The organism is Luteipulveratus halotolerans (genome assembly GCF_001247745.1).
GTDB classification, from domain to species: domain Bacteria; phylum Actinomycetota; class Actinomycetes; order Actinomycetales; family Dermatophilaceae; genus Luteipulveratus; species Luteipulveratus halotolerans.
In genome coordinates this window covers 919311-933449 of record NZ_LAIR01000002.1, presented here as the reverse complement: position 1 = coordinate 933449, position 14139 = coordinate 919311, and the positions used below count along the sequence as shown (strand labels likewise).

Annotated in this window: 10 protein-coding genes; 1 reads left to right on the top strand and 9 read right to left on the bottom strand. The window is 70.4% G+C overall.

Features of this window, described 5'->3' with window-relative positions; genetic code table 11:
- Positions 1 to 32 precede the first annotated feature (32 nt).
- The 9 genes from VV01_RS04985 to glgP form a co-directional block, all read right to left on the bottom strand.
- Positions 33 to 2162, bottom strand: a complete 2130-nt coding sequence (locus tag VV01_RS04985) for a CapA family protein (protein ID WP_050668926.1) — start codon at positions 2160 to 2162, stop codon at positions 33 to 35.
- Positions 2159 to 3169 carry a poly-gamma-glutamate biosynthesis protein PgsC/CapC gene (locus VV01_RS04980; protein ID WP_050668925.1) on the bottom strand — a complete coding sequence of 337 codons (1011 nt, stop codon included), beginning with the start codon at positions 3167 to 3169 and terminating at the stop codon, positions 2159 to 2161. Before VV01_RS04980 ends, VV01_RS04985 begins: the two co-directional genes overlap by 4 nt.
- On the bottom strand, positions 3162 to 4493 hold the full coding sequence (gene pgsB / locus VV01_RS04975) for a poly-gamma-glutamate synthase PgsB (protein WP_050668924.1): 1332 nt from the start codon (positions 4491 to 4493) through the stop codon (positions 3162 to 3164). The genes VV01_RS04980 and pgsB overlap by 8 nt, the downstream gene beginning before the upstream one ends.
- Positions 4494 to 5363, bottom strand: a complete 870-nt coding sequence (locus VV01_RS04970; protein WP_050668923.1) for a hypothetical protein — start codon at positions 5361 to 5363, stop codon at positions 4494 to 4496.
- Positions 5332 to 5472 carry a hypothetical protein gene (locus VV01_RS23210; RefSeq protein ID WP_157508740.1) on the bottom strand — a complete coding sequence of 47 codons (141 nt, stop codon included), beginning with the start codon at positions 5470 to 5472 and terminating at the stop codon, positions 5332 to 5334. The genes VV01_RS04970 and VV01_RS23210 overlap by 32 nt, the downstream gene beginning before the upstream one ends.
- A 28-nt stretch (positions 5473 to 5500) precedes the next feature.
- Positions 5501 to 7123, bottom strand: coding sequence for a histidine kinase (locus tag VV01_RS04965; protein WP_050668922.1), 1623 nt, complete (start codon positions 7121 to 7123; stop codon positions 5501 to 5503).
- A 132-nt stretch (positions 7124 to 7255) separates the two neighbouring features.
- Complete coding sequence (locus VV01_RS04960; RefSeq protein ID WP_197274993.1) at positions 7256 to 8290, bottom strand: NlpC/P60 family protein; 1035 nt, start codon at positions 8288 to 8290, stop codon at positions 7256 to 7258.
- A 237-nt stretch (positions 8291 to 8527) separates the two neighbouring features.
- Entirely contained in the window at positions 8528 to 9382 is an 855-nt protein-coding gene (locus VV01_RS22215) for a GNAT family N-acetyltransferase (protein WP_197274992.1), read from the bottom strand.
- Between the two features lie 47 nt (positions 9383 to 9429).
- Positions 9430 to 12024: an alpha-glucan family phosphorylase gene (gene glgP / locus VV01_RS04950; protein WP_050668920.1), complete on the bottom strand. Its 2595-nt coding sequence runs from the start codon at positions 12022 to 12024 to the stop codon at positions 9430 to 9432.
- Positions 12025 to 12077: 53 nt separating this feature from the next.
- Here glgP and VV01_RS04945 point away from each other — a divergent pair, with 53 nt between their 5' ends.
- A complete protein-coding gene (locus tag VV01_RS04945) occupies positions 12078 to 14132 on the top strand; it encodes a maltotransferase domain-containing protein (RefSeq protein ID WP_082220829.1) in 2055 nt (684 codons plus the stop codon).
- The last annotated feature ends 7 nt before the right edge of the window (positions 14133 to 14139 follow it).

The window sequence follows — 14139 nt, the reverse complement described above, 5'->3', positions numbered from 1 at the left end:
CGTCGGGTCGTCAACGGGCTGCGTCGGCACGGTCAGTCGGCCGCGGGGTTGTCGATGAGCGGGCCGGACTCCTTGGCCTTCTCGTCGTGGGTGTCGAGCACGAACCGACCCTTGGCCTGCACCGTTCCTCGCACGACGTCGTACTGTCGGCCGCCCTGCCCCGAGGGCGCCCACTGGATGAGACGCATGTTGTCGACCGAGAAGCGACGCGAGTCCTCCTCGTCGTTGGGCGGTGACAGGCGGACGAACGGCTGGACGGCGTGAGCCTCGGCTGGGACCTTGGCGTTGATGACGACGCGACGGCAGGTGCCGGCCGAGCCGTCGGTGAGCGGCACCTTGGCGGAGGTGACGTGATAGCTCTTGCCCTCGGCGCGGTAGTACCAGCGCAGCTCGATCTGCGAGCCCGGCGAGGCGTCGCGGATGTCGGCCGTGAGCGTGAGCTCCTGACCCGGCTCGACCATCTGCCGGTGCGAGGGAGTCGCGAAGACGTCCTTCGTGCTCACCGGGCTGCGCAGCAGCTCGACGCCCTGGGCGCTCTTGTCGCCGTCGCCGGCCTGGCAGCGCGCACGGCTGGACATGCGGGCGTACTTGCCCAGGGTCCACAGGTCACCGCCGACCGTGGCAGGGTCGATGTCCTGGTCCTCGAACGTGCCCGTCCCGAACAACAGGTCGGTGCCGGCGCGCACGCCGCCCATCGGTGTGGACGTCCCGGAGAACCACCAGCCGGGCACCAGAGTCTGGATCTCGCCCTGCTTCAGCTCGACCTCGGCGGTCGCGCTCGGCTGCCGCGTGCTCTGCGGGACGTACGCGCCGCTGCCGCCCAGCCGCGCCGGACCGTTGACGCTGCCCGCGGCGATGCGGGAGGCGGCCTGTGCCAGTGCGCCGACCGACGGGACCGGACGGAAGTCCTGGATCGACAGCGGGTCGACCGAGGAGTACACCGGCTCACCGCCCCGCACGTCGACCCGCGTGACGTACGACGGGAACGTCGACCACAGCTGCTGGTCGAAGGCCAGGTTGCCGGTGGTCTCGGCCACGAAGGACCGACCGGTCTGGGTGATGCCGCCGATCACGTGCGGGTGGCTGCCGATGATCGTGCGCGCGCCGGCGTCGCTCGCCGCCTTGAACAGCGCCCGCACCTCAGGCGTCTGCAGCCGGAGGTACTCGATCGCACCGTGGATCATGACGACCACGTTGGGCGCGAGCTTCTTCGCCGCGGCCACCGCCGCCTTCAGCTCCGGCTCGGTGCAGTACGCCGCGCCGCCCTGGGTCGGGCGTGCCACGTAGGTGGTCTGCCAGTTGTGCCCGTCGACCGTCGTGCAGCCGACCATCGCGACCTTCTGCCCGTTGGCCGTCACGACCGCCGGCTTCCAGGCGCCCGCGGGGTTCTCCCCCGCACCGAAGTGGGCGATGCCCGCGGCGTCGAGGGCCTTGATGGTGCTCTTCAGGCCGGGGTCGAGGGCGTCGTACAGGTGGTTGTTGCCGAGGGAGACCGCATCGACACCGGCCGCCTTGAGCGCCTGAGCGGTCTCGGGCGCACTCGCGAACGCGAGGTCCTTCTCCTGGTGGAAGCGCTTGGGCCGCGGCTTGGTCGCGTCGTAGTAGGGGTTGTCGACGAGCGGCGTCTCGAGGTTGATCACGCTCAGGTCGGCGTCGGACAGCAGCGGTGCCGCCTGGTCGAGGATCTTCTCGTGGTCGGCGGCTGTCGAGAGGTTGGTCAGCTGAGGCGGCTTGGTGCCGTCCTTGGACTTCTCGTAGTAGCGACGCCCCATCATCACGTCGCCGCCGAAACGCATGGTGAAGGTCTTGGACGCCTGCGACGTCAGCTCGATCGAGGTGTTCTGCGACGGCGCGACCGCCTGCACCCGCGACTTGTGGCCGGGCGCCGACGCGGTGATCAGCTCGGCGTCGTGGACGGCGGCCTCGAAGCCGCCCTTCTCGTCGGTGGTGACCGTGTCGATGCTCGTCTTGAGCGTCGCGCCCTTGACGGGCTTGCCGGTCTCGTCGACGACCGTGCCCGTCACCGACGAGCTCGCGAGCTCGGCGTCGGTGACCGACGGCTCCTTCATCGTCAGGGCTGTGACGCTGCCGAGCACCATCGCCGCCGCGAAGCCCGGCAGGACGACCTTGGTCAGCCGCGAGGTGGACGAACGCTTGGTCATAGCAGAGCTCCTACGTTGGTGACCGCGGCGATGATGTTGACGGCCGCGAAGACGCCCAGCCCGGACAGCGCCGTACCCCACAAGGTGCGCTCCCAGCCCTGCCGCTCGGCGTCGTTGGCGATCAGCGCGGGCACCATCAGCGTCGCGACCGTGAGGCCACGCCACGGCGTGTAGGCACCGTGCATCAGCTTGTAGAGAGCCAGCTCGGCCGTCCAGCCGACGATGGCACCGACCAGGATCATGGCCGACACCTTGCGTCGTCCGAAGATCAGCAACCGCGGCATCATCAGGCGCTTGACGATGAACCAGGTCGCGAGCGCGACACCCAGCGTGAAGATCAGGTCGGTCGTCCGCGGGCTCACCAGGGCGATGTACGCGCCGGTGATGAACCCGCCCGAGCGCAGTCCGGTGGTCTCGAAGATGAACATGCCGGCGAGCACGCTCAGCGCCACCGCGACGACGAGGAACTCGCGCGGGTAGCCGAGGAAGGATGCGAGCTGGACCGGGTCGGTGGTCTTGCCGGGAAAGATGTCGAACAACGCAGTCGCCAGCTGGACGAACAGCGCCAGCACCGCCGTGCACGCGGCGATCGCCATGAAGGTGCGGCCCGGCTTCTGGCGAGCCATGTCGTGGGCGATGATGCCGGGCACGAGGAAGCCCACACCGGTCAGACCGATGAACACCGGGTCGAGCACGTCCAGCAGGTGCCCGAGATAGGTCGCGATCATGATCAGCGACAGCCCGACCAGGACCTCGGCCTCGAACTTGCGCCTGCCGTAGAGGATCGTGCGCTTGGCGACCAGCACCGTCACGATCTGATACGTCAGGTAGCCGATCAGGATCGTGATCAGGATCGACAGCGGCCGGAAGATCGCGAGAGAGAGGTACGCCGGGACGATCGCGCCGCCGGTGGTCAGCTGCACGCGCTCGTAGAACAGCATGCTGAGGATGACCCCGAAGACGATCGTGATGCGGACGACCTCAGGGCTGACGGCGTACTCAGGCATCGCTCACCGCCTGCCGCTCGCGAGCGGCTGCGTTCTGGATCCGCTGGGTGCCCTGCGGCGCGCGGACGGGGTCGAGTGACTCCTCGAGCTCGTCGTGGGCGTCCTGGCCGCTCAGCACGGCCTGCTCGTGGAAGTGCTCGATGAGCATCTCGGCCTGGTCGGTGTGGATGTTGACCATCCCGACCAGGACGCCGTTGCGCCCCGGGATGAGCTGCTCGACGACCGCGAGGATCTGCTCCAGCGACGGCTGCACCGTGTCGCCGAGGTTGTGGATGCGTGAGCGGTCGTAGCCGCCGTCGGTCATCGCCGAGGTCACCTGGTCCTCGAACGCACCGAAGGTGATGACGTGGTCGAGGTGGTGGGACAGGTCGCGCGGCACCATCTCGCCGAACAGCTCTGCGCGGCGGCCGCGGTCGCGGCGGTTGTTGAGGATGCCGATGACCGTGGCGTCCGGCGGGAAGCTGGCCCGCAGCGTGTCCATCGTCATGATCACGCTCTCGCGGTCGTTGGCCGCGAACATCGGCACCCACATCACCCGCTTGCCGCGGATGTCGTAGGTGCGCAGCCGCACCACACCGACGTCGGGCACGGACTTCCACATGCCCTCGAGCGCGACCTCGCGGCTGATGCCGAGCAGCCGCGCGACGGTCAGGCCGATGGCGACGTTCTCCTTGAACTGCAGGTAGTCGAAGCCGCTCATGTCGGCGTCGGACACGCCGGACGGGTCGGCGTAGACGAGGCGGCTGCCGCGGGCCTCGGCGTTGGTACGCAGGCGCTCGCGCAGGTGCTCGCGGTCCTCGGCGGTGACCAGGACGCCGTTCTCGGGGATCGTCATCGACAACGAGTCGGCGATCTCCTCCAACGTCTCTCCCATCTCCTCCTGGTGGTCCTCACGCACGTTGGTGATCACCGTGATGTGGGACCGGACCATGAAGTCCTGGGAGTACTGCTGGTAGAGCGGGCGCACGGCCATGCACTCGATCACCAGCGCCTCGACCTCGGGCGTCACGTGCTCGGCGACGATGTCGATCTGCTCGTTGATCGTCGGGGCGCCCCGTCGCTTGATGCGGCTCTCGGCGCCGGTCGGGCCGATGACGCGGGCCGCGCTGCCGGTGGTCTTGGCGACCGTGACGTAACCGCCCTCGCGCAGCACTCCTGCGAGCAGACGCGTCACGGTCGACTTGCCGCGGATGCCGTTGACGTGCAGCCGCACATCGAGCTGCTCGAGACGACGGTTGTGGGCGCGCACCGACAGGTGCCAGTACAAGAACAGTGCGCCGCTGAAGATGATGACGACGCAGAGTCCGTAGAACGAGGTGTACACCTATCGACCGCCGGCTCTGTCGTACGCCGGGGGGCCGGCCGCCTGCACGGCCGCGTCGATGAGGTCCTCGGCCGTGGTGCTGCCGGAGTCGAGGGCGACCAGACCGGAGTGCAGCTCGGCGCACTCGGACAGCTGCCGCCGGTCGCCGGTGGCGCGGTCGGCGAACGTCGACCGCGCCGCTGCGTCGACGATCGGGCCGATGACGTCCCACGCCGCAGCGCTGTCGGTCGCAGGCAGGATCACCCCGACCGTGCTGTCGGACACCATGAACGGCACGTCGCTGGTGCGTGCCTGGCTCTCGATCAGGCGCGCGACGCCCCTCTTGAGCCGAGTGACGGCGCCCGCGTCGAGCCGGGAGTCGGTGGGTCGGACGGTCACAGCCCACACGGTCAGCGGGGTGTGCGAGGCCTCGGCGCGCTCGATCTCCTCGGTCAGACGCACCGTCGCCGACGGTCGGGTCAGGAGGCCGAGTGAGCCCACGGCAGGCGCCACGCCGGCGTCGCCGACACCGGCCTGCGGCTTGCCCTGGGCGATGGTGCGCAGGGCTGAGCCCAGCTGGCCGGCCACCCAGCACAGCACGAGCATCGTCACAGCGGCCACGAGCACGGTCCAGAAGTGGTCGGATCCCCAGACGTCCTCGACCTTGAAGAGGAACACCGCGATGGCCGCGGCGACCAGGCCGACGCACAGGGCCACGAACCCGTCGACGCACAGCGAGATCCCGACCGTCAGGACGATCAGGACGATCATGCCGACACCGATCACCGGGGTCTGACCGCCGCCGATGAACGCCGCCGCGACGGCTGCGCCGACGCAGAACAGGACCAGGGAGTGCTGCTCAGTCCAGACGGTTCTCGCTCGACCGCTCATCGTCGGCTCCCTTCGCGAATCGGATCCGTGCCGCGATGAAGACGACGACGAACAATGAGGCTGCCAGGGTCGCGCGGGTGAGCGCGATCAGCCAGGTGGTCTTGTCCATGGGTCGGTGTGTGCCTCTTGATGCTGGGTCAGCCCAGGTCGAGCGGCCACTGCGCGAGGAACGTGGTGTGCCCACCACCGGATCGAGCCTCGAAGGACTCGCCGATGACGGCGTTCTCGTGTGCGGTGGTCCGCAGCTGTGCGGGCGGGGTGACGGACGGGCGCGACGTCGCGCGTGCGGCGTCGGCGAACCGACCCGCGAGACGGGCCAGCTGACCGGCCGTGAGGGTGTCGCCGGAGAAGGAGACGTTGACCTGCACGCTGAGGCGGCCCTCGATACGCGTGGAGTCCTCGGACCGTACGCCGGCGCTCAGCCGGACGGTACGGCCGGTGGCCGCCTCGACGGCCGTCGACAGCAGCAGGGTCAGCGCGCGCTGCACCATGCCGGCGTCGGCCGACACGGTCAGCGAGTCGTCGATGAGGTCGACGTCGACGTGGCTGCCGGGCAGGCTCTGGTAGACGGACGTGACCGAAGCGTCGATCACCCGCGGCAGCTCGAACATCGCGCGGGTGCGCGGACGCTCTCCGGTGCCTTCGAGGTGACCGCGCAGCCGTGACCGGGTGCGCTCGACCGCAGCGAACCGCTCCTGCACCGCAGCAGCGTGCCGGTGCAGGACCTGGTCGTGGCGCAGGTCGACCTGGTCGAGCAGGGCTGCGAGCGAGTCGGCGGCGCCGCCGATCTCGTCGGCCAGGCTCAGGCTGTGCGCGCGGAGCTGCTCGTCGGTGACCTCACCGGCCGGTCGCACCGGCTCGGGCGTCGTCGCGGGCGTCGCGCTCGGCTCGGCCTGCCGCGGTGCGGACTGGGCCTCCTGCTGCCACATCGCGCCGAAGCTCGGGGTGGCGGCCGGGCGCGAGGCAGCTCCGTTGGCCGTGTGCCCGTTGGTCTGGGGACCCGTCACCCCGTGGGGCGAGGCGTGGCCGTGGGTCTGCTGGTCGGCGCCGTGGGAGGAGACATGACCGTTGACCTGGTGGCCGTTGCGTGTCGGCTCGACGCCGTTGCGACCTGCAGCACGCGCAGCGGCCGCAGCCTGCAGCGGAGCGATCGGGACCGTCGGGTCCTTGATGCCCGGCTCGCGCGGGGTCGCGTTGAGCCACCGGTAGTCGGGCTCACCCGCGTGCCCGTTGGTGCCGTGACCGTTGACGCCGTTTCCGTTGGTGCTGTGTCCGTTGGTGGCGGGTCCGTTGGCGGGCGCACTGCCGGCCGGGGTCGCGCCACCGCGACGACCACCGGACTCACTGCGCTCGACGTGACGCTCGAGCCGCTCCCCGAAGTCGGCCGCCATCCGGCGCAGGCCATCGGTGTCCGACCAGCTCGCCTCGCGGGCAACCCGGTCGAAGACGCCCACCACGCCGATACGAGCACCGCTCGCCGGGTCGTTGATCGCCTGCACCGCGCGGGCGACCAGGCCCTCAGCCGTGCCGGCGCCGGCCGTGACGACACCCGACAGCAGCGGGCGAGCCAGGGAGTCGGGCGCGGTGAACACCGAACGCCGCTGGTGCAGGTCGACCATGACCGGGCCGGTGGTGTCGGGCGCGAAGACCACCACAGGAGCGTCGAGCGCGTCCGCGACCTGCCTGGGCACTCCGGCGACCGTCTCGCCGGCGGCGGCGGACAGGCGCGCCGGACCGTCGTACGGAAGGGGTGTCGTCATGAGGTCAGTTCCCGGATCGAGGAGGCGGCCCCGGACGGGCCCCTCGTGTCGGCGGTGCATCGTACGACGCTCGCGTGCGCGCTCCCAATCGTCGCGCTGTGCTCACGGGTCATGCCGTTCATACGCGCTCCTTCAGATCCGTCGTGCGGTGCGGAATCCACGGGTGAACGGTCCGGCGCCGTCGAGGGTGGACTCTCGGCCGAGGTCTCCCATCGTCGGTCCGTCCGGCTCACCGCGGCTGGAGATGAAGCGGTGCTTGCCATCGCTGTCGATGCCCATATAGATGCCGGAGTGATCGATCTCCACGATCACGTCGGTCTCGAAGAAGACCAGGTCGCCGGGCAGCAGCCCCTTGAGTGCGGCGGGGTTGGGCTGGATATTGCGGTTGGGGATGACCGCAAGGCCCGGGGAGTACGCGGCCATCGCGTAGGCACGCCGCGGCAGCATCGGCCCGGGTTTGCGCTCGCTCTTGCTCATGAGCGGGAAGCCCATGCGGTGGCCGAGCACCATGCGCAGATAGCCGGAGCAGTCCATCGAACCCTTGCGGTGCGGCTCGGGCTGCTTGATGCGACCGTCCGGGAAGGTCCACGGCACGCCCATGAAGTCGTAGAAGTCGGAGGCCTCGTCACGCGGCAGCCCGGGGGCGAGCTGCGGACCGAACGATGCGTTGCCGGCATAACGGACACCGTGGGTGTCGTAGAGGTCCCGGGCACCCTGGATGTACTGCATCGCGATCGCGAGCATGTCGGGCGACTTGTCCTGCAGCGCGGACAGCAGCCACGGCTTGCCCCAGGTCTTCTCAGCGCCGTTGGTCCACGGCTGCGGCGCGAAGCGCACGCGCGTGGTGCTGGTGATGGTGGCGCCGGTGCCCTGCGGCTCGGCCAGCACGCGCTGGGGGCCGGCGACCGTGACCGTGCGGCAGGTGTCGGTGAACGTCGCGACCAGCCGCTTCTGCGGGTCGTGGACGAGCGTACGAGCGGGGCCGGCAGCCCGGGTGTAGGTGAACTTGTCGACGTCGAGCGACACCGGCAGGGCCGTCGTCGGCGATGCGGTGGGTGTGGCCGAGGTCGCTGCCGCCGGCAACGCCTCAAGGCTGCGCAGGGCCCCGAACGAGGCCACGGCGGCTGCCGTGCCACCCGCCAGGCCGAGCACGTCGCGTCGAGTCACGCGCTTGCTTCGCCGTGCTGGAGTCGAACCGTGCCGCACTGCCATGTCCCCCTCGTGGGCTCAGTGCTGCGAGACACCGGTGGCACCTGGTCGCCCCCGCGGGCCAGGCGCCGTGTGGTCATGAAGAGCTCGCAGCGACGTAGTGCCTGGGCGGGACGGCCCAGGCAGCGCCATGAAGTGTAGTCACAATCGTGACCTGATCGGTTCAGGCTGGCCGACAGCGGACGGATCGGCTGTTCAGCCCTGGCCGTTCCAGATCTGCACCAGGCGCCCCAGCATCACGAGCAGGCCGAGAGCGGCGACGAGCAGCACTCCGGTCCCCCACCGCGACTCACGCTCGGCGATCGCCCAGAACCCGGCGATCGGCAGCACCGCCACCAGGCCCGCGAGATAGGCGATGAACAGCGCGGCGGACATCGCAGGGTCGCCGTCGCCGCTGCGGACGATCCCGACGACGAGCTGAATCACGATGAGCGCCTCGGCGACGCACCCGACGTAGAACGTGGGGTTGTCGATCGGTCGTCCGCGCACGGTCGCGAGCGCGGTCATCGCGGCGAGGACGACGAGGACGGCGACCAGGGCGTACGTCAGGGGCGCGAGCACCGCCACATCGTACGAGCGCGGCGTCACCGGTCCCTGTGCACTGCGCGCCATCACCAGGTCCGGGAGCCGTTCCATGTTGTCCGACCCGTCGCGGCGCTCGACCACGACAAAGCCGTGCCGCTCGTAGAACCGCCGCGCGCCCTCGTTGGCCTCGAAGACGTACAGCCTCAACCGGCCGCGGACGTGCCGTACGACCTCGTCGAGCAACGCAGCACCGACGCCGTGCCCGAGGTGCGCGGGCGCGACGTACAACGCCTCCAGCACGTCCGCCTCGACGGCCGCGTAGCCGACCACCGACCCGTCGACCACCGCGACCCACCCGGGCCCGGCGGGCAGGACCACCTGCTCCATCCACGCGACGACCTGCTCGAAGGGCCGCACCTGAGGCGGGAGGTAGGGCATCCTCGCGGTCCGGGACTCGATGTGCACGCGCGCCATCGCCGGCGCGTCAGGGGCGCTCGCTCGTCGGATGCTGAAGGCAGAAGTCACGGCGCGCACGCTACGAACCCGACGTCACCCCTGCCAGCGAACAAGACTCAGGCGTTGACGACGAGGCCGAGCTCGGCGGGTGAGGCCAGGCCGGGGTGCCGGGGCAGCACGCGCACGGTGTAGCCGAACGCGCCCGTACGCGGCAGCGTCACCTCTCCCTCGAACCGGTGCCGCGAGCCGTCGTACGCCTCGGCGTGGGTCAGGCTCACCGCCTCGACGTCGCTCAGCTCGTCGGTCTCGGACGCGCGGCCGAAGACCACCTGCACGTCGACGTCGTCGGGTGCGAGCGTGCCGAGCGAGACGTCGGCCTTGACACGGATGCGGTCGCCGACCTGCGGCGCGTCGCCGACTCCCTCGGAGTCGACATGATCGACGTGCACCTGACCGAACGCGCCGCGCGCAGCCCGCCTGTACGACGCGAGCTCGCGTGCCTGGGCGAAGTCGTCGGCCGCTCGGGCGCGTGACGCGTGGGCGGCGGGGGCGTACAGACGCGTGACGTAGTCGCGCACCATGCGCGTCGCGAGCACCTTGGGCCCGAGCGTGCGCAGGGTGTGGGCCACCATCGCGATCCAGCGCTGCGGCAGGTCTTGCTCGTCGCGGTCGTAGAACTGCGCGGCGACGTGGTTCTCGATCAGGGCGTAGAGCGCTGCGGCCTCGAGGTCGTCGCGGCGGTCGGCGTCCATCGCCGCTTGTCCTGAGCCTGTCGAAGGGTCGGCGGTGGGGATGGCCCAGCCGTTGTGGCCGTCGTACCACTCGTCCCACCAGCCGTCGAGGATCGACAGGTTGAGGCCGCCGTTGAGCGCGGCCTTCATGCCCGAGGTGCCGCACGCCTCGAACGGGCGCAGCGGGTTGTTGAGCCAGACGTCGCAGCCCGGGTAGAGCCGGCGCGCCATCGCGATGTCGTAGTCGGGCAGGAAGACGATGCGGTGGCGGATCTTGGGGTCGTCGGCGAACTGCACCATCTGCTGGATCAGCTTCTTGCCGGTGTCGTCGGCCGGGTGGGCCTTGCCCGCGATGACGAGCTGGACCGGGCGGTCGGGGTCGAGCAGCAGCCGGCGCAGGCGTGCGGGGTCGCGCAGCATCAGCGTCAGGCGCTTGTACGTCGGCACGCGCCGGGCGAACCCGATCGTCAGCACGTCGGGGTCGAGGATCTCCTGGGTCCAGCCGAGCTCTGCCGCGGACGCTCCGCGGGTCACCCACGAGTCACGCACGCGCCGGCGTACGTCGTCGACCAGCTGCTGACGCATCTCACGCTTGACGTGCCACATGTCCTCGGCCGGGACGTTGCTGATGTCGTTCCAGCCGTCCTCGTGGCGGACCCGGTCGCTGCCGAGGTGGCGCTGCGCGAGCTCGACGACGCGGCGGTCCATCCAGGTGGGCGCGTGGACGCCGTTGGTGATGCTCGCGATCGGCACCTCCGAGTCGTCGAAGCCCGGCCACAGCCCGTCGAACATGCCGCGGCTGACCTCGCCGTGCAGCTGCGAGACGCCGTTGGCTCGCTGGGCGAGGCGCAGGCCCATGACCGCCATGTTGAAGATGCCGGCTGACCCGCCGTCGTAGTCCTCGGCCCCGAGCGGCACGATGCGCTCGACCGGCACGCCCGGCAGCGCACAGTCACCGCCGAGGTAGCGCTGCACCTGGTCGACCCCGAACCGGTCGATCCCGGCCGGCACCGGCGTGTGCGTCGTGAACACCGTGCCCGCCCGAACGGCCTCCAGGGCCTCGTCGAACGTGAGGCCGCGCTGCGACACGAGCTCGCTGATGCGCTCGACCCCGAGGAAACCGGCGTGCCCCTCGTTGCAGTGGTAGACCTCGGGCTCGGGCGCACCCGTCAGGCGCGACCAGATGCGCAGGGCCCGTACGCCGCCGACGCCGAGGAGCAGCTCCTGCTGCAGGCGATGGTCACCGCCTCCGCCGTAGAGCCGGCTGGTGAGCTCGCGCGCCGCGTCGTCGTTGCCGTCGACGTCGGAGTCGAGCAGCAGCAGGGGCACCCGGCCGACCTGCGCCTTCCAGATGTGTGCGCGCAGCAGCCGTCCCTCGGGCAGCCGCAGGCTCACCAGCGCCGGTGAGCCGTCGTGCTCGCGCACCAGCGACAGGGGCAGGTTGTCCGGGTCGTGCAGCGGGTAGGTCTCCTGCTGCCAGCCGTCGCGCGACAGCGACTGGCTGAAGTAGCCGGTCTTGTAGAACAGTCCGATGCCGACGATGGGTACGCCGAGGTCGGACGCGGACTTCAGGTGGTCGCCGGCGAGGATGCCGAGGCCGCCGGAGTACTGCGGCAGCACCGAGGTGATGCCGAACTCGGCGCTGAAGTACGCGATCGCGGCCGGGCCGTGCTCGCTCGCGGTCCACTCCTGGAACCACTGCGGCGACTCGAGGTAGCGACGCAGTCCGTCCGCCGCCTCACGCACGCGTGTGACGAACGCCTCATCGGTGCTCAGCCGGTCGAGCTCGTCACCGGACAGCGAGGCGAGCAGCGCGACCGGGTCGTGCCCGACCTCGTCCCAGCGCTGCGGGTCGATGTCACGGAACAGGTCGCGGGTCCGGCTGTGCCAGGACCAGCGCAGGTTGGTGGCCAGCTCACCCAGGGGTGCGAGCGGCTCGGGGAGGACGGTGCGCACGTGGAAACGACGGATGGCCTTCACCCCGCGATGGTAAGGCTCCGCAGGGCCTGGACTGGGCGAGTAGCGTCGAGCCCGTGACCCAGCAGCTCCCCCTGCCGTCCAGAGCCACACACGCCCCCACACCGGCGGCGCGACCGCACCCGGTCGGCCGCATACCCGTCCTCGACGTGGCCCCCGCCGTCGAGGCGGGCGCCCTGCCTGCGCGGTCGGTCGCGTACGAGGACGTGCCGTTCTCGGCGACCGTGTTCCGCGAGGGGCACGACGCCGTCAACGCCACCCTTGTCGTCACCGATCCGGACGGCCACGTCGAGCACGTCCCGATGACCTGCGACAACCCGGGGCTCGACCACTGGGTCGCCGAGCTGAGCGCCGACCGTCCCGGCCACTGGACCTACCGCGTCGAGGGCTGGTCGGACCCGTACGGCACCTGGTCGCACGACGCCGCGGTCAAGGTCGACGCCGGCGTCGACGTCGAGCTGATGCTCGAGGAGGGCGCCCGGCTGATGGACCGCGCCGCCACCGAGCTGCGGCTGGACGCAGCGGCGCGTGCGGTCCTCGCCGACGCTGCGACCGGCCTGCGCGACGCCGCACGACCCGTGCCGGAGCGGCTGGCGGCCGGCCTGTCCGACGACGTGCGGTCACTCCTGCGGGCGGTGCCGCTGCGCGACCTGGTCAGCCCGAGCCCGACGTACGACTGGCTCGTCGAGCGCGAACGCGCCCTCACCGGTGCGTGGTACGAGATCTTCCCCCGCTCCGAGGGCGCCCACCGCGACCCGACCACGGGCGTGTGGACCAGCGGCACGTTCCGCACCGCGATGCGTCGCCTGCCGGCGATCGCGCACATGGGCTTCGACGTCGTCTACCTCACGCCGATCCATCCGATCGGCGAGGTCAACCGCAAGGGCCCCAACAACACCCTCGACGCCGGCCCCCTCGACCCCGGGTCGCCGTACGCCATCGGCAGCAAGGACGGCGGGCACGACGCGATCCACCCCGACCTCGGCACCTTCGAGGACTTCGACGCGTTCGTCGCCGAGGCGCAGCGTCTCGGCCTGGAGGTCGCGCTCGACCTGGCGCTGCAGTGCGCACCCGACCACCCGTGGGTCACCGAGCACCCCGAGTGGTTCACCACGCGCGCGGACGGCACGATCGCGTACGCCGAGAACCCGCCGAAGAAGTACCAGGACATCTACCCGGTCAACTTCGACAACGACCCCGACGGCATCTACGCCGAGGTCCGCCGGGTCGTCCAGGTCTGGATCGACCACGGCGTGAAGATCTTCCGCGTCGACAACCCGCACACCAAGCCGGTGGAGTTCTGGCAGTGGCTGATCTCTGATGTCGCGTCGTCGCACCCTGACGTGATCTGGCTGGCCGAGGCGTTCACCAAGCCGGCGATGATGCACACCCTCGCCAAGGTGGGCTTCCAGCAGAGCTACACCTACTACGCCTGGCGCAACGAGGCGGCCGAGCTGCGCGAGTACTGCGAGGAGCTCGCGGGCGAGGCGGCCGCGTACATGCGCCCGTCGTTCTGGCCGACGACGCACGACATCCTCACCCCGTACATGCAGTACGGCGGCCCGACCGCCTGGCGGCTGCGCGCTGCCCTCGCCGCGACGCTCGTGCCGACGTACGGCATCTACACCGGCTACGAGCTGATGGAGAACGTCGCACGCCCCGGCGCCGAGGAGCAGATCGACAACGAGAAGTACGAGTACAAGGACCGCCACTGGCCCGACTTCGAGCCCGGCGGCCCGAGGTACGACGAGAGCCTCGCCCCGTACCTCACGCGCCTCAACGAGATCCGGCGTGCCCACCCGGCGCTGCACTGGTTGCGCAACCTGCACTTCCACCAGGTCGACGACGACACGGTCCTGGCGTTCTCCAAGCGTCGGGTGCTGCGCGACGGCACCGAGGACGTGATCATCGTCGTCGCGGCCACCGACCCGCACAGCACCCGCGAGGCGTGGGTGCACCTCGACCTGGACGCGCTCGGCCTCCAGGACGACGAGTGGTTCACCGCACACGACCTGATCACCGACTCGACCTGGCGGTGGGGCGAGCATGTGTGGGTCAGGCTCGGACGCGACACCGAACCCGTCCACATCGTCCACGTGAGGAGGTCCTGACCAGATG

What these genes read in the sequence shown, in the direction of transcription:
- VV01_RS04985 (WP_050668926.1), bottom strand. Translation starts at nt 2,162, where the DNA reads ATGACCAAGCGTTCGTCCACCTCGCGGCTGACCAAGGTCGTCCTGCCG.
- VV01_RS04980 (WP_050668925.1), bottom strand. Translation starts at nt 3,169, where the DNA reads ATGCCTGAGTACGCCGTCAGCCCTGAGGTCGTCCGCATCACGATCGTC.
- VV01_RS04965 (WP_050668922.1), bottom strand. Translation starts at nt 7,123, where the DNA reads ATGACGACACCCCTTCCGTACGACGGTCCGGCGCGCCTGTCCGCCGCC.
- VV01_RS23210 (WP_157508740.1), bottom strand. Translation starts at nt 5,472, where the DNA reads ATGGACAAGACCACCTGGCTGATCGCGCTCACCCGCGCGACCCTGGCA.
- VV01_RS04970 (WP_050668923.1), bottom strand. Translation starts at nt 5,363, where the DNA reads ATGAGCGGTCGAGCGAGAACCGTCTGGACTGAGCAGCACTCCCTGGTC.